Origin of the sequence: Pseudarthrobacter sp. B4EP4b (genome assembly GCF_006680095.1) — a bacterium.
GTDB lineage: Bacteria > Actinomycetota > Actinomycetes > Actinomycetales > Micrococcaceae > Arthrobacter.
Genome location: NZ_VHIJ01000058.1, coordinates 17,357 through 31,994 on the forward strand (window position 1 = coordinate 17,357; position 14,638 = coordinate 31,994).

The following is a 14,638-nucleotide window of genomic DNA, read 5'->3' on the forward strand; positions in this document are numbered from 1 at the left end:
GACACTTGCTGCTACTTACTTGGGTGGGCGGGGAAACTGGGTGCGCCGGACGGTTCTTCCCGGGCCGCCACCGTGGCTTCCACCATCGCGGTCATAAAGCGGGTGACTGTTTCCAGTTCCTCGGCGGAGAAGTGGGCCATCGCGCTGCCCATGTGGCGGGCGAGCGGAGCGAAAATGGCGCCGCCTTCCTCGAAGGCCTTGGGCGTCATCCGGAGGTGGACCTGCCGGCGGTCGGAGATGTCCCGCTCCCGCACGACATGTCCCGAGTTGTCCAGCCGGTCAATCAGTGCGGTGGTGGCCGGAGAGCTGAGGTTCAGCTCCTTCCGCAGCAGCCCGGGCGTGACGCTGCCCCCGCTTGCAGTGTGCCGCATGATGACTGCCAGCGCATTCAGGTCCGTCCGGTGCATGTCCTTCCGCCCGCCCGCCGCGTCCACGTAGCGGTTGGCTTCGAGCGTGAACTCCTGAAGGAGCCGGATCAGCGGGTGGGGGCCGGCGCCGCGGGGCGGTCCCTGAAGCGGTGCGCCCGGCGCGGGCCGGCCCTCGGGAGGTTCGGGCGCGGCGGGAGTCCTGTTGCCAGCCACGTCCACCTCCAGATTCTTGCCGCACGAGTCATTGCCGGGCGAAGCGCCCGCAGCGTCCGGCCGTACTGACGGATATTACTTCAGCCGCGGGGGCGCTCGGGCATCGGCCGCAAAAGAAAAGCTAGGCCAGCACTTATCTCCATTATGGAGATACTCTAGTATGGAATCAATCCTACTCCCGTCGCTGTCCGGAAGGCATCATGAAATCCCATTCTCCGGCCAAAGAGCGCGTGCCATTCTGGCTGCGCTGGCTGGTCCCCGTCATCCTCGTGCTGGCCTGGCTGGCGCTCGCAGGCGTCGGCGGACCCACGTTCGGCCGCCTGGACGAAGTCTCGTCCAATGACCAGGCATCGTTCCTGCCTGTCAGTGCAGAGGCCACCGCGGCCCAGGACTGGCAATCGAAGTTCCGCGATTCGGACGAGGTGCCCGGCGTGATCGTCCTCGAAGGCGACCAGCCAATAAGTCCCGCGCAGCTTGGTGAATTCGCCAACCTGCGGACAGAGCTGGAAGGGCTCCAGGCGGGCAGCGCGGTGATCGGGCCCATCCCGTCTGAGGACGGGACGGCGGTTCAGTTCATCGTCCCGATCGACTCTTCCAAAGAGGTGAAGGAGGTTGTCCAGGAACTGCGGGACACCGTCGCAGAATCAGCCCCGGAGGGCATCAAAACGTATGTCACCGGTCCCGCAGGACTGGCAGCTGACCTCACGGCGGCATTCGCAGGTATCGATGGGATCCTCCTGCTGGTGGCGCTGGGAGCCGTGTTTGTGATCCTGCTGGCGGTGTACCGCTCGCTCCTGCTGCCCATCGTGGTGCTGCTGACCTCCGTGTTCGCGCTTTGTGCGGCCATCCTGCTGGTTTTCGGCATGGCCAAGGCCGGTTGGATCCAGCTCAACGGGCAGAGCCAGGGCATCCTTTCCATCCTGGTGATCGGCGCCGCCACGGACTACGCCCTGCTGTTTGTGGCAAGGTTCCGTGAAGCCTTGACCCACACCACCAACCGCACCGCTGCCGTGCTGAAAGCATGGAAGGCCTCCTTCGAGCCCATCCTGGCCTCCGGTGCCACCGTGATCATCGCGCTCCTGTGCCTGCTCTTCTCCGACCTGAACTCCAACAAGGCGCTGGGTCCCGTGGCCGGGGCCGGCATCCTCTGCTCGCTGTTTGCAGCCCTAACCCTGCTTCCCGCCCTGATGGCACTCCTGGGCCGCGCTGCATTCTGGCCGTTCCGGCCCAAGCTCGTCCCGGCGGACCAGCGTGAGCCCGAACTGGTTACCGGACTGGAGGGGCAGAAGGGCTTGTGGCGTGCTACCGGCTCCCTGGTTTCGCGCCGGCCGCGGGCTGTCTGGGTGGCCTCGGTCCTGCTGCTGGTGGTTGCCGCAGGCGGCCTGCTCCAACTGAAGGCCAACGGTGTCCCGCAGACGGACGTTATCCTTACGGCGTCCAACGCCGTGGACGGCCAGGACGCGCTGGCGCGCCATTTCGACGCCGGCAGCGGCAGCCCCGCCGTCGTGATTGCGGACCAGGGAAAGGCGCAGGAAGTGCTGGACGCGGTAAAGGCGGCCGACGGCGTCGGTGAGGCTTATCTGCTGGCCCAGGGTTCTGTGCCCATCACCGGAGCCCCGGGAGCTCCCAACGCCCCGGACGTCCGCGACGGAAAGGTGCTGATCAACGCCACGCTGAACAACGCAGCGGATTCACTGGAGGCTGAGGAGACGGTTAAGGCTCTTCGCGAAAATGTGAAGTCCGTGGATCCCGGCGCGCTCGTGGGTGGCGTGACCGCCACTGCCCTGGACACCAATACCACCGCCCAGCGCGACCTGGTGATCATCATCCCGGTGGTCCTGACTGTGATCCTCCTGATCCTCATGCTGCTGCTGCGCTCGGTTGTGGCGCCGGTCCTGCTGGTGCTCTCGGTGGTGCTGTCCTACGCCGCGGCCATGGGTGTTTCCGCTTTCGTCTTCAACAACATCCTTGGCTTCCCGGGCGCAGATGCCACCGTTCCACTGTTCGGCTTCGTGTTCCTGGTGGCGCTGGGCGTGGACTACAACATCTTCCTGATGAGCCGGGTCCGCGAGGAATCCCTGAAGCACGGCACACGGCCCGGCATCCTCCGCGGACTTGGTGTGACCGGGGGCGTGATCACCTCCGCCGGGGTGGTCCTGGCTGCCACGTTCGCGGCGCTGGGGGTCATTCCCATCATGTTCCTGGTGCAGCTCGCGTTCATCGTGGCCTTCGGAGTGCTGCTGGACACGGTTTTGGTGCGCTCGCTGCTGGTCCCCGCCCTTGCTTACGACATCGGTCCGCGGATCTGGTGGCCGGGCAAGCTGGGGCGGCCGGAGCTGGACGCCGCAGCGCAGCGCGACTCCAGCGGCAGTCCCGAAACCGATCTTGAAGGCGCCGGACGCCGTTAGTCCCGCTCCCGGCGTCACGCACAGCATGCTTTTGGGCTCCCATCATCGCCGCGGTCCCGGTTTTCCGGGCTCGCGTCGGCGCTGCCGGGCTAAAAGCATGCCGTGCGTGACACGTCTGGCGGAGGGGTGCCCCTGCCTGCAAGCGAGGGAAACCAGCCCCTGTTGGCGGAAGTTCGCGCTGATTAGACTGCAAGTGCGCCCGCATGGACGCGCAACTCAGAGGAGAGATGCACCATGACTGAGAACCCGGAAGTCCCCGGCGAGGAGGCCCGCAGGGGAAGCACGGCCCCCGGCCTGGAAGGCGAGGGCGGGCAGTATGTGGACGGCGACTACGGGGACGCCGGCACTGTGGGCGAGCCTGCCGGGAACCTTCAGGATGCCGAATACCCGGATGGGGACTATGGCGATGCCGGTACTGCCGGTGCTGCCCATGAAGCGGATGCTGTCCGCGAGCGGCTCACCGACGGGCAGGTCAACACCACTGCCGAGGAACGCGGCCCCCTGCATGGCGACACTGACAGCGAACGGTAACAGCGGCAGGCAACCCAGCACTAAAGCACCCCGGCGGCGCGGTTCTCCAAGAGCGAACGGAGGACCGCCGTCGTCCGTTAACCCCGGAATTTCAAGGAAAAGATACCCTTCCGATTTCCTGCCTAAATCAAAGTTGAGCGTACTTCACTCAACTTGGATTGACATCGCTGGCGCCCTGAGTAAAGTTGAGTGCAGAACGCTCAATCATCGGGGCGCCAGCAAGTTTCCAAGGAAAGAAGGAAGCAACACATGTCACGTGCAGTAGGTATTGACCTCGGAACCACCAACTCCGTCGTCTCCGTTCTCGAAGGTGGCGAGCCCACCGTTATTGCCAACGCCGAGGGTGGCCGCACCACGCCGTCCGTCGTTGCATTCTCCAAGTCGGGCGAGGTCCTGGTCGGCGAGATCGCCAAGCGCCAGGCCGTCAACAACATCGAGCGAACCATCGCTTCGGTCAAGCGCCACATGGGCACTGACTGGAAGGTGGACATCGATGGCAAGAAGTACACCCCGCAGGAAATTTCCGCGCGTATCCTCATGAAGCTGAAGAACGACGCCGAGTCCTACCTGGGTGAAAAGGTCACCGACGCTGTGATCACCGTTCCCGCGTACTTCAACGACGCCGAGCGCCAGGCCACCAAGGAAGCCGGCGAAATCGCAGGCCTGAACGTCCTGCGCATCGTCAACGAGCCCACCGCGGCGGCTCTCGCCTACGGCCTGGACAAGGGCAAGGAAGACGAACTCATCCTGGTCTTCGACCTCGGTGGCGGTACCTTCGACGTCTCCCTGCTGGAAGTCGGCAAGGACGAAGACAACTTCTCCACCATCCAGGTGCGCGCCACCGCCGGTGACAACCGCCTCGGCGGCGACGACTGGGACCAGCGGGTTGTTGACTACCTGCTGAACCAGCTCAAGGTCAAGGGCATCGACCTGTCCAAGGACAAGATTGCCCTGCAGCGCCTCCGCGAAGCAGCTGAGCAGGCCAAGAAGGAACTCTCTTCCTCCACCAGCACCAACGTCTCGCTCCAGTACCTGTCCGTCACCCCCGACGGCCCGGTCCACCTGGACGAGCAGCTGACCCGCGCCAAGTTCCAGGACCTCACCAAGGACCTGCTGGAGCGCACCAAGAAGCCGTTCCACGATGTGATCAAGGAAGCCGGCATCAAGCTCTCCGACATCAACCACATCGTGCTCGTGGGCGGCTCCACCCGTATGCCCGCCGTCTCCGAACTGGTCAAGGAACTGGCCGGCGGCAAGGAGCCGAACAAGGGCGTGAACCCGGATGAGGTTGTGGCCGTTGGCGCAGCCCTGCAGGCCGGCGTGCTGAAGGGTGAGCGCAAGGACGTCCTGCTGATCGACGTCACACCGCTGTCCCTCGGCATCGAAACCAAGGGTGGCGTGATGACGCACCTGATCGAGCGCAACACCGCGATCCCCACCAAGCGGTCCGAGACCTTCACCACCGCTGACGACAACCAGCCGTCCGTGGCCATCCAGGTCTTCCAGGGCGAACGCGAATTCACCCGCGACAACAAGCCGCTCGGCACGTTCGAACTGACCGGCATCGCCCCGGCTCCTCGCGGCGTTCCCCAGGTTGAGGTCACGTTCGACATCGACGCCAACGGCATCGTCCACGTCTCCGCGAAGGACAAGGGCACCGGCAAGGAACAGTCCATGACCATCACCGGCGGCACCGCGCTCTCCAAGGAAGACATCGACCGCATGGTCCGTGACGCCGAGGAGCACGCTGCCGAGGACAAGGCCCGCCGCGAGGCTACCGACACCCGCAACTCCGCCGAGCAGCTCGCCTACTCCGTAGACAAGCTGATCGCCGACAACGCCGACAAGCTGCCTGAAGAGGTCAAGACCGAGGTCCAGTCCGACGTCGACGACCTCAAGAAGGCACTGGAAGGCACCGACGACGCCGCGGTGAAGTCCGCCTTCGAGAAGCTGCAGGCATCGCAGACCAAGCTGGGCGAGGCCATCTACGCCCAGGCCGGTTCGCCGGACGGTGCCGGTGCTTCTGCAGGTGCTGAAGGCGCTGCCGGTGGTGCTGCAGGTGACAAGGCCGACGAGGATATCGTCGACGCCGAAATCATCGACGAAGACGAAGCGAAGAAGTAACCATGCCGCATCACGGTAACGAGGAAGAGCACAACACGTCACCCCGTGAAGAGCACCTCCAGGAGCAGCAGGGCAACGGCCACCAGGAACCGGTCATCCGGGACAACCGCAAGGTTGACCCGGTGACCGGCCAGGCCCGGCACCCCGAGGGCGGTCACGCTGAAGGCGGAAACACTGCCCCCGGTACCGGTTCCGAGGACTCCGACGGCGATGCGCTGGCCCAGGCTGAGGAAATCCTCAACGGCGTCGAGGTGCCGGCTGAGGAATCCGTGGCCCAGGGTGTTCCCGCAGGCTCAACCAGCGCCGAGGCAGCCGAGCTAAAGAACGACCTCCTCCGCCTGCAGGCCGAGTACGTCAACTACCGCAAGCGCGTTGAACGCGACCGGGCCGTGGCAGGGGAGATGGCCGTCATCGGTGTCCTGAACTCGCTGCTGCCGGTCCTGGACGATATCGACGCCGCCCGCCAGCACGGTGACCTCACGGACGGACCCTTCGCCGCGATCGCCACCAAGCTGGAGAACGCGCTGAAGACCTACGGCCTGGTACGCATCGATGAGACCGGCGTGGAGTTTGATCCCAACATCCACGAGGCCCTCATCCAGCAGCCCGGCGAGGACCTTGAAGTCGACACCGTCAGCCAGGTGCTCCGGTCCGGCTACAAGTCAGGCGACCGAGTCCTCCGCGCCGCCCAGGTCATCGTGGCTGTTCCGGCTTAGTCGGGGTACTTCCGGCGCTACGCCTCCGCTGGGACCGCGCCAAACGGATAAGGGGCCCCGCCCCTGCGCCGGGTGGCTGAGGATCTGCGATCCTTAGCCACCCGGCTCCGGCAGGCCCGATGCCACTCCCGGGCCCCTTATCCGTCCGTCGCTCAGCGGTTATCTCGCCTAAGGTGAGATGACCGCAGCGCGCAGCTGGATAGGGGGCCGCGGCGTGGCGGGCACCGCGGAGCGGGCACGGCCCCCTATCCAGCGGAGCGTAACGGCGCCGAGGACTAAAGGTTTGAACGAGAAAGGAAACGCCATTGGCTAGCCAGGATTGGGTGGACAAGGACTTTTATAAGATCCTTGGTGTTGCCAAGGACGCTTCCGACGCCGACATTAAGAAGGCCTACCGGAAGCTTGCGCGGCAGCACCACCCTGATACCAACTCGGGGAACACTGCTTCCGAGAAGAAGTTCAAGGACATCTCCGAGGCTTACTCCGTACTTTCCGATCCGGACGAGCGGCAGCAGTATGACGCCATCCGGGCGATGGGCGGCGGAGCCCGCTTCGCCCCCGGAGGTGCCGGCGGAGGCAATGGCGGGTTCGAGGACCTGTTCGGCGGCCTCTTCACTGGCAACACCGGAAGGCACGCGGGCGGCTTCAACCCGTCCGCCGGCGGCATTCCACCCGAGTTCGCCGACCTGTTCGGCGGTGGCTTCGGTGGCACTCCAGGCTTCCAGCGCGCCCCGCAGAAGGGTGCGGACCGGACCGCGTCCACCAGCATCTCGTTTGCCGGATCCATCCGGGGCACCACCATCGGCCTCCGCGAGCCCAGCGGCGACGTCATCGACGTCCGCGTCCCTGCCGGCATCAAGGACGGCCAGAAGGTCCGGGTACGCGGCAAGGGCCAGCCCGGTCCTGCCGGCAACGGCGACCTGGTGGTGACCGTCTCGGTCCAGCCGCACGCGTTCTACACGCGCGACGGCGACAACCTCCGCATCCACGTTCCGGTCACCTTCCCGGAGGCTGCCCTGGGCGCCGACATCGAAGTGCCCACCATCGAGGGCGAAAAGGTGCGGGTGCGCGTACCGGCGGGGACGCCGTCGGGCCGTACCCTGCGGGTGAAGGGCAAAGGCGTGAAGACGTCCAAGGGGACCGGCGACCTGCTGGTGACCATCGACGTCGCGGTTCCCAAGAACTTGAACAAGGACGCCGAAGCTGCGGTCAAGGCGTTTGCTGAGGCCACCGCCGATGCCGACGTCCGAGAGGGCCTGGCCGCCAAGGCCCGGCTATAGCAACGGGGTGAGCCGTGGACATCAACGCCGCGAACATCAACTCAGACCAGCCGATCTTTGTCATCTCGGTAGCGGCTGAACTGGCGGACATGCACCCCCAGACGCTCCGCCAGTACGACCGGCTGGGCATCGTTTCGCCCAGCCGCGCGCCCGGCAAGTCCCGCCGCTACTCACAGCGGGACGTGAACATGCTGCGCGAGGTGCAGCGGCTGTCCCAGGAAGGTGTCTCGCTCGAAGGCATCAAGCGCATCCTGGAACTCGAAAACCAGGTAGCGGCCCTGCAGCGCCGGGTCTCCGAACTTTCGGAGGAACTCAGCCGCCGCCCGCAGCCGTTCGATTCCCGGATCTTCGCGGCAGGCGCTGCGGGAGACGTGGTCAGCCTGGCCCGCGGGCAGCGTCCCCGGCCGCGGTCGCAGGCCATGGTGCTCTGGCGGCCGCGGGCGATTGGCCAGTAGGTACCGCTTTATACGTGCCGGCTGAAATTCGAGTACCCACTACTCGTGACGCTTTTACCCCCGGAAACTTGAATGGAACCACTGCCGCTGGATCAGCAGCAGTGGTTCCACGTTTCTGGGGGTTTTTATGTTTGGTTATCAAAGCAAGGCCCGGCCGTGAGCCCGGGCATGGAAGCCGTGGCAGCATTCAGCGGCTCGATCCCGGGCCAGATCCTGCTGGCACTCGGCCAGACGGTGGTGGTGGTGTGCGTCTGCTTCGATATGGTGCGTGCCCTGTCCGTGCCGCGGTCCCACCGGCGATACGTGGCGAGCACGGTTTTCCGGACGCTTGCCATTCCGTCCATCATTGCCAACGGTGTGACCGTCCTGATTGCCCTGGTGCTGGCATCCTGGATTGATGTGGTGATGGGGATGTTCGTGCTGATGGCCATCATTTTCCGCCTGCATCACGACAAGGATGAGGACAACTGGTGGAAGGGCAAGGGCAAGAAGCTCGCCCGCTGGGCCCGCCGCCAGCTTTCGGGCCGGACCGCCGCCGCCCCTGCCATGGGGTAAGCCGGCTGGATTAGCCCATGGGGCGGCGGCAGTAGGGGTTCAGCCGTTGATGACCTGGGGGACGCCGAGGGCTTTGAGGCCTTCGACGCCGAATTCGAGGCCGTAGCCTGACTGCTTGGCGCCGCCGAACGGGATCCGCGGGTCCACTGCGCCGTGCTTGTTAATCCAGACGGTGCCGGCCTGGAGGCGTGCTGCGACTTCGCGGGCAGTGTCGCGGTTGGCGGACCAGACGGAGGCACCCAGTCCGACGTCGAGCGCGTTCGCCTTCTCCACGGCTTCGTCCACTGTGTCGTAGCGGATGATGGGCAGGGCGGGGCCGAACTGTTCCTCAGTCACGAGCGGATTGTTGTTGTCGATGTCCGCCACGAGGGTGGCGGGGTAGAAGTAGCCGGGCTGGCTGGTGTCAGGGTTTCCGCCGAGAAGGATCCTGGCCCCGGCCTCGCGGGCCGCCTCCACGAGGTTCGCGACGACGTCGTATTGTGCCTTGTTCTGCAGCGGTCCCAGGACGTTGTTTTCGTCCAGGCCGTTGCCCATGGGCATGGCTGCGGCGACCTTCGCGAGTTCTTCACAGACGGCGCCGTAGATATCGGTGTGGACGTAAAGCCGCTTGAGGGCGGCGCAGGTCTGGCCGGTGTTGATGAACGCGCCCCAAAAGAGGTCCTGCGCGATGGCTGTGGGGTCGGCGTCGGGGAGGACGATGCCGGCGTCGTTTCCGCCCAGTTCCAGGGTGAGGCGCTTCACGGTGTCCGCGGAGGATTTGATGATGGCCTTGCCGGTGGCTGTGGATCCCGTGAACATGATCTTGCCGATGGCTCGGTGTTCGGCCAGCCGGGCGCCAACGTCGCGTCCTCCGCTGACGACCGTGAGGAGTCCTTCGGGCAGTTCTTCGTTGATGACCTTCGCGAGTGCCAGGACACTGAGTGGTGTGTACTCGGAGGGCTTGACCACCACGGCGTTGCCCATGCGCAGGGCAGGTGCGATCTGCCAGACGGTGATCATCATGGGCCAGTTCCACGGGCCGATGGCGCCCACGACGCCGATGGGCTTGTAGTGCAGCTCGGCGTGGGTTTCGCCGTCGTCCACCACCGTCTCCGGTTCCATAGGGGTGGTGGCGGCGACGCGCAGCCAGGCGGCGCAGGCGCCCACTTCGAAGCGGGCGTTGGGGCCGTTGAGGGGTTTGCCCTGCTCGCGGGAGAGCAGGCGGGCGAGCTCTTCGGCGGAGCGTTCGACGGCGTCGGCTGCCTTCAGGAGCGCGGCGGACCGGGCGTCGTGTCCCAAGGCAGCCCAGGCGGGCTGGGCTGCCTGGGCTGCGGTAATTGCCTGTTCCAGGTCTTCGACGGAGTGGATGGGTGCCTCGCCGACGGCTTCACCGGTGGCCGGGTCCAGGATGGTCCGGCCGGTGCCGGATGCGGGAGATATGGACGCCAGAAGGGCATCGTAAGTTTCCATGGGGTGCTCCACTTCGAGTAGTCAGGCGCTTGCCGGATGGCCGGCGGGTTGCTCCCAGTCTGGGTGACCGCCTGCCGTGGGCTCTTGTGTTTGTGCGCAGAGCCCTTGTCCGGGAGCGAACGCCGTGTCACTCCAGGCATGTTTTCGCGGGACGCGCCACGGCAGGACCCCCGATTTCCGTGATCCCGCCGTCCGAGGTGGGCCGAAAGCATGCCCTGCGTGACGCCGTCGGACGCCTTCCCGCCAACGCTGCTCGGAAGCGGTGGCGTCAGTAGCTGGCGGGCGAGTCGCCGTCAGCGGGCTGGATGAACGGCTTGGCGAGTGCTTCGGAGCCCCGGGCGAGGAGGGCGACGTCGGCGCCGACGAGGATGAAGGTGGCGCCGTTCTCGAGGTAGTGGTGGGCGGTGTCGGGGTTGAAGGCGTTGACGCCGGCGGGTTTCCCGGCGGCTGTGGCGGCGGCGAGGCAGTGTTCGACGGCGGCGCGCACCTCGGGGTGTTCCTGCTGTCCCAGCAGGCCCATGGAGGCGGCGAGGTCGGAGGGCCCGATGAAGATGGCGTCCACGCCGTCCACCTTCAAGATGTCCGCCACCGCCTCCACTGCCGCCGTCGACTCAATCTGGACGGTGACGCTGATGGTCTCACTGGCGCGGGCGAGGTAATCAGGGACCCGGTTCCAGCGGGCAGCCCGGGCAAGCGCGGAGCCAACACCGCGAACGCCGTGCGGCGGGTAGCGGGTGGCGGCCACGGCGGCTTCCGCCTCGGTTACGGAGTTGACCATGGGGATGAGCAGGTTCTGGACGCCCAGGTCCAGGTACTGCTTGATGAGCACGGTGTCGTTGACCGGCGGGCGGACCATCACCTGGACGGGGTAGCCATGGATGGCCTGGAGCTGGGCGAGGATGGATTCGAGCCCGTTGGGGCTGTGTTCGGCGTCCACCAGGAGCCAGTCCAGCCCGGATCCGGCGCAGAGTTCGGCGATCAGCGGGCTGCCGGAGCAGACCCACATCCCGGCCAGCGGGCGCCTGGCCTCAGCCAAAGCGGACCGGAAGGTGTTTCCTACTGGAATCGGCATGTGACACTCCCCAAGGGTCCGTAATCTGCGTGGACCGTATCGCCCTTGTAGACCCACAGCGGGCGGGTGAACGAGCCGGCGAGGATGATATCGCCGGCCTTCAGCGAGTCGCCGTGAGCGGCGATCTTGTTGGCCAGCCAGTGGACCCCGTTGGCCGGGTGGTCCAGGACGCCGGCGGCCACGCCGGTTTCCTCCACGGTCTGGTTTTTGTACAGGATGGCGGAGACCCAGCGGAGGTCCACGGCGTCGGGCTTGACCGGGCGGCCGCCGATCACCATGGCGCCCATGGCTGCGTTGTCGGAGATTGTGTCCACGATGGTCCGGCCCTCCATCTCAATCCGCGAGTCGAGGATTTCGAGGGCCGGGACCACGTAGTCGGTGGCTTTCAGGACATCGAAGATGGTGACGCCGGGGCCCTTGAGCCCGTCCTTGAGCACGAACGCCAGTTCCACCTCAACCCGGGGGTGGGTGTACTGGTCCCACTCCACCGAGCAGCCGGTCTCCAAAACCATGTCATCGAAGATGGCGCCGTAGTCCGGTTCGGTGATGCCGGTGGCGTCCTGCATGGCTTTGGAGGTGAGGCCGATCTTGCGCCCCACCAGGGTCCTGCCGGCTTCCTCGTTCCGGCGCCGCCACAACTGTTGGACCGCGTAGGAGTCCTCTACCGTCATGTGCGGGTAGCGGGCAGTCAGCCGGGGAACGGGGGTGCGGGTGCGCCCGGCTTCCAGCAGCTCGTCCGCGATGGCCTCAATTGTCTTGGCATCCAGCATAGCTACAGCTGTGCTCCCAGCTTGAAGCCCTCGGCCCCGGCTGCTTCGGTGGGCCGGGTGTAGGAGAAGCCGTCGGCGCCGACGGTGACGGCCATCTCAGACTTTTCCTCGCGTTCGATGACTGGCTGGGGGTTGCCGTCGAGGTCCAGGACCAGGGAGGCTTCGGTGTACCAGGAGGGGACTACGGGGTTGCCCCACCAGTCGCGGCGCTGGTTGTCGTGGACGTCCCAGGTGATGGTGGGGTTGTCGGGGTCGCCGGTGTAGTAGTCCTGGGTGTAGATCTCGATGCGGTGGCCGTCCGGGTCCAGGATGTAGAGGTAGAAGGCGTTGGATACGCCGTGCCGGCCGGGGCCGCGTTCGATCCGGTCGCTGATGCGCAGGGCGCCCATCTTGTCGCAGATCTGGATGATGTTGTGTTTCTCGTGGGTGGCGAACGCGACGTGGTGCATCCGCGGTCCGTTGCCGCCGGTGAGGGCGGTGTCGTGGACGGTCTGTTTGCGGTGCATCCACGCGGCGTAGGTGACGCCGTCGGCATCCTTGATGTCTTCGGAGACGCGGAAGCCGAGATCTTCGAGGTAGGCGCGGCCTCGGGGGACGTCGGGGGTGACCTGGTTGAAGTGGTCCAGGCGGACCAGTTCCCCGGCGGAGTAGAGGTCGTAGCGCTGGGTGAGGCGCTCCACATGCTCCACGTCGTAGAAGAACTCATACGGGAAGCCCAGCGGGTCCTCGACGCGGACGGAGTCGCCCACGCCCTTGGTGAAGCCTTCTTTGCGGCGCTCCACCCGGCAGCCCAGCTCGCGGTAGTAGGCCTCGGCGGCGTCCACTTCGGCGGGGGACTTCACCCGGTAGGCGAAGGCGGCGACGGCGGCGATGGGTCCCTTGCGGAGCACCAGGTTGTGGTGGATGAACTCCTCCAGGGAGCGCAGGTAGATGGCGTTCTCGTCTTCTTCGGTGACGTGCAGGCCCAGGACGTCCACGTAAAACTCACGGGATTTGGCGAGGTCGGTGACCACGATCTCCATGTAGGCGCAGCGGACGATGTCCGGTGCCGGGACAGTGGGGGTGGGGACGAAGTTGGTCATGATGGTCTCTCTTCTTTGAAAGGGTTCGGATTAGTACGACGGCGGCAGGCCGGGGTGGGTGCCCGAGCCTAGCCTTCGTTGGCGGCGGAGGCTTCGATGCTGCCGAACTTGGGAGTGTGGACGGAGCCGAGGGTGATGTGGACGGCCTGCTGGTCGGTGTAGAAGTCGATGGAGCGGTAGCCGCCCTCGTGGCCCAGGCCTGAGGCTTTGACGCCGCCGAACGGGGTGCGGAGGTCGCGGACGTTGTGGCTGTTCAGCCACACCATGCCGGCTTCGACGTTCTGGGAGAAGTTGTGCGCGCGGGTGAGGTTCTGGGTCCAGATGTAGGCGGCGAGGCCGTACTTGGTGTTGTTGGCCAGGGCGAGGGCTTCGTCGTCGTTCTCGAACGGGGTGATCGCCACGACGGGGCCGAAGATTTCCTCCTGGAAGATCCGGGCGTCGGGGGCGACGTCGGCGAACACGGTGGGTGCGATGTAGTTGCCTTCGGGGAGGTGTTCGGGGCGGCCGCCACCGGCCAGGAGCCGGCCTTCGGACTTGCCGATCTCCACGTAGGAGGCCACTTTTTCGTAGTGCTCCGGGTGGACCAGGGCGCCCACCTGGGTCTTGGGATCGTGCGGGTCGCCGACCACGATGTTCCTGGCCCGGGCGGCGTACTTTTCGCAGAACTCGTCGTAGATGGCCCGTTCGACGAGGATGCGGGAGCCGGCGGTGCAGCGTTCGCCGTTGAGGGAGAAGACCCCGAACAGGGCCGAATCGATCGCGGCGTCGAGGTCGGTGTCGGCGAACACCACGCAGGGGGACTTGCCGCCCAGCTCCATGGACAGGCCCTTGAGGTTGGCCGCGGCGTTGCGGAAGATCGTCTGGCCCGTCGTGGTTTCGCCGGTGAAGGAGATCAGCGGGACGTCCGGGTGCTTGACCAGGGCGTCGCCCGCTTCCTCGCCCAGGCCGTTGACCAGGTTGAAGACACCGTCCGGGAGGCCGGCTTCCTTGAAGATGGTGGCCCACAGCGAGGCCGAGAGCGGGGTGAATTCGGCGGGCTTGAGGACCACGGTGTTGCCGGTCGCCAGTGCAGGAGCGAGCTTCCAGGACTCGAGCATGAACGGGGTGTTCCACGGCGTGATCAGGCCTGCGACGCCGATCGGCTTGCGGTTCACGTAGTTGATCTGCGAGCCGGGGACCTTCATGGCGTCGTCGAACTGGGCCACGATCAGGTCCGCGAAGAACCGGAAATTCTCGGCCGCGCGCAGGGCCTGGCCCTTGGCCTGGGTGATCGGCAGGCCGGTGTCGAAGGTTTCGAGTTCGGCGAGCCGGGCTTCCTGCGCCTCGACCGCGTCGGCGATTTTGTTCAGGATCCGGGCGCGTTCGCGGGGCTTCATCTTCGGCCACGGACCCTTGGTGAAGGCTTCGCGCGCGGCGGCCACGGCGAGGTCGATGTCCTCTTTCTGGCCCGCCGCGGCGGTGGCGTAGTTCCGGTTGGATACAGGATCCAGTACGTCGAAGGTCTTGCCGCCCACGGAGTCGACGAACTGGCCGTTGATGAAGTGCTGGATGTGCGTGGGAAGGTCCTGCGGCACGTAGTGCTTGGCGGTTTCTGCAGAGGTCGTCATCGTTGAAG

At 65.9% G+C, this 14,638-nt stretch carries 13 protein-coding genes; 7 read left to right on the forward strand and 6 right to left on the reverse strand.

What is annotated here, in order from left to right; genetic code table 11:
- Positions 1 to 11: 11 nt before the first annotated feature.
- Positions 12 to 581, reverse strand: a complete 570-nt coding sequence (locus FNL14_RS19390; RefSeq protein WP_181762712.1) for a MarR family winged helix-turn-helix transcriptional regulator — start codon at positions 579 to 581, stop codon at positions 12 to 14.
- 200 nt (positions 582 to 781) lie between these two features.
- Between FNL14_RS19390 and FNL14_RS19395 the strand changes: the two genes are divergently transcribed.
- The 7 genes from FNL14_RS19395 to FNL14_RS19425 all read left to right on the forward strand — a co-directional run bounded on the left by FNL14_RS19395 (position 782) and on the right by FNL14_RS19425 (position 8,650).
- Positions 782 to 2,989 (forward strand): efflux RND transporter permease subunit, encoded by a 2,208-nt coding sequence (locus FNL14_RS19395; protein ID WP_142063408.1) that lies wholly within the window; start codon positions 782 to 784, stop codon positions 2,987 to 2,989.
- Positions 2,990 to 3,223: 234 nt separating this feature from the next.
- Positions 3,224 to 3,520: a hypothetical protein gene (locus FNL14_RS19400; RefSeq protein WP_142063411.1), complete on the forward strand. Its 297-nt coding sequence runs from the start codon at positions 3,224 to 3,226 to the stop codon at positions 3,518 to 3,520.
- Between the two features lie 249 nt (positions 3,521 to 3,769).
- Positions 3,770 to 5,644 (forward strand): molecular chaperone DnaK, encoded by a 1,875-nt coding sequence (gene dnaK / locus FNL14_RS19405; RefSeq protein WP_142063414.1) that lies wholly within the window; start codon positions 3,770 to 3,772, stop codon positions 5,642 to 5,644.
- A gap of 2 nt (positions 5,645 to 5,646) precedes the next feature.
- Positions 5,647 to 6,360, forward strand: coding sequence for a nucleotide exchange factor GrpE (locus FNL14_RS19410; protein ID WP_142063417.1), 714 nt, complete (start codon positions 5,647 to 5,649; stop codon positions 6,358 to 6,360).
- Between the two features lie 305 nt (positions 6,361 to 6,665).
- Positions 6,666 to 7,640: a DnaJ C-terminal domain-containing protein gene (locus FNL14_RS19415; RefSeq protein ID WP_181762713.1), complete on the forward strand. Its 975-nt coding sequence runs from the start codon at positions 6,666 to 6,668 to the stop codon at positions 7,638 to 7,640.
- 20 nt (positions 7,641 to 7,660) lie between these two features.
- The gene (locus FNL14_RS19420; protein ID WP_091424010.1) at positions 7,661 to 8,095 is read left to right on the forward strand and encodes a heat shock protein transcriptional repressor HspR; all 435 of its coding nucleotides are present in this window, start codon (positions 7,661 to 7,663) and stop codon (positions 8,093 to 8,095) included.
- 168 nt (positions 8,096 to 8,263) lie between these two features.
- Positions 8,264 to 8,650, forward strand: a complete 387-nt coding sequence (locus tag FNL14_RS19425) for a hypothetical protein (RefSeq protein WP_142063570.1) — start codon at positions 8,264 to 8,266, stop codon at positions 8,648 to 8,650.
- A gap of 39 nt (positions 8,651 to 8,689) precedes the next feature.
- Here the strand turns inward: FNL14_RS19425 and FNL14_RS19430 are convergent, their stop codons facing one another.
- From FNL14_RS19430 to hpaE, 5 genes are all read right to left on the reverse strand, one after another.
- The gene (locus tag FNL14_RS19430; RefSeq protein ID WP_142063420.1) at positions 8,690 to 10,099 is read right to left on the reverse strand and encodes an aldehyde dehydrogenase family protein; all 1,410 of its coding nucleotides are present in this window, start codon (positions 10,097 to 10,099) and stop codon (positions 8,690 to 8,692) included.
- A gap of 268 nt (positions 10,100 to 10,367) precedes the next feature.
- Complete coding sequence (locus FNL14_RS19435; protein ID WP_181762714.1) at positions 10,368 to 11,171, reverse strand: HpcH/HpaI aldolase/citrate lyase family protein; 804 nt, start codon at positions 11,169 to 11,171, stop codon at positions 10,368 to 10,370.
- Positions 11,156 to 11,941 carry a 2-oxo-hept-4-ene-1,7-dioate hydratase gene (gene hpaH, locus FNL14_RS19440; protein WP_142063423.1) on the reverse strand — a complete coding sequence of 262 codons (786 nt, stop codon included), beginning with the start codon at positions 11,939 to 11,941 and terminating at the stop codon, positions 11,156 to 11,158. Before hpaH ends, FNL14_RS19435 begins: the two co-directional genes overlap by 16 nt.
- A gap of 2 nt (positions 11,942 to 11,943) precedes the next feature.
- Positions 11,944 to 13,023, reverse strand: a complete 1,080-nt coding sequence (hpaD, locus tag FNL14_RS19445) for a 3,4-dihydroxyphenylacetate 2,3-dioxygenase (RefSeq protein WP_142063426.1) — start codon at positions 13,021 to 13,023, stop codon at positions 11,944 to 11,946.
- Positions 13,024 to 13,091: 68 nt separating this feature from the next.
- A complete protein-coding gene (gene hpaE / locus FNL14_RS19450) occupies positions 13,092 to 14,630 on the reverse strand; it encodes a 5-carboxymethyl-2-hydroxymuconate semialdehyde dehydrogenase (protein ID WP_142063428.1) in 1,539 nt (512 codons plus the stop codon).
- Positions 14,631 to 14,638 lie beyond the last annotated feature (8 nt).

What these genes read in the sequence shown, in the direction of transcription:
- FNL14_RS19430 (WP_142063420.1), bottom strand. Translation starts at nt 10,099, where the DNA reads ATGGAAACTTACGATGCCCTTCTGGCGTCCATATCTCCCGCATCCGGC.
- FNL14_RS19410 (WP_142063417.1), top strand. Translation starts at nt 5,647, where the DNA reads ATGCCGCATCACGGTAACGAGGAAGAGCACAACACGTCACCCCGTGAA.
- FNL14_RS19395 (WP_142063408.1), top strand. Translation starts at nt 782, where the DNA reads ATGAAATCCCATTCTCCGGCCAAAGAGCGCGTGCCATTCTGGCTGCGC.
- hpaH (WP_142063423.1), bottom strand. Translation starts at nt 11,941, where the DNA reads ATGCTGGATGCCAAGACAATTGAGGCCATCGCGGACGAGCTGCTGGAA.
- FNL14_RS19400 (WP_142063411.1), top strand. Translation starts at nt 3,224, where the DNA reads ATGACTGAGAACCCGGAAGTCCCCGGCGAGGAGGCCCGCAGGGGAAGC.
- hpaE (WP_142063428.1), bottom strand. Translation starts at nt 14,630, where the DNA reads ATGACGACCTCTGCAGAAACCGCCAAGCACTACGTGCCGCAGGACCTT.
- hpaD (WP_142063426.1), bottom strand. Translation starts at nt 13,023, where the DNA reads ATGACCAACTTCGTCCCCACCCCCACTGTCCCGGCACCGGACATCGTC.
- FNL14_RS19425 (WP_142063570.1), top strand. Translation starts at nt 8,264, where the DNA reads ATGGAAGCCGTGGCAGCATTCAGCGGCTCGATCCCGGGCCAGATCCTG.
- FNL14_RS19435 (WP_181762714.1), bottom strand. Translation starts at nt 11,171, where the DNA reads ATGCCGATTCCAGTAGGAAACACCTTCCGGTCCGCTTTGGCTGAGGCC.
- dnaK (WP_142063414.1), top strand. Translation starts at nt 3,770, where the DNA reads ATGTCACGTGCAGTAGGTATTGACCTCGGAACCACCAACTCCGTCGTC.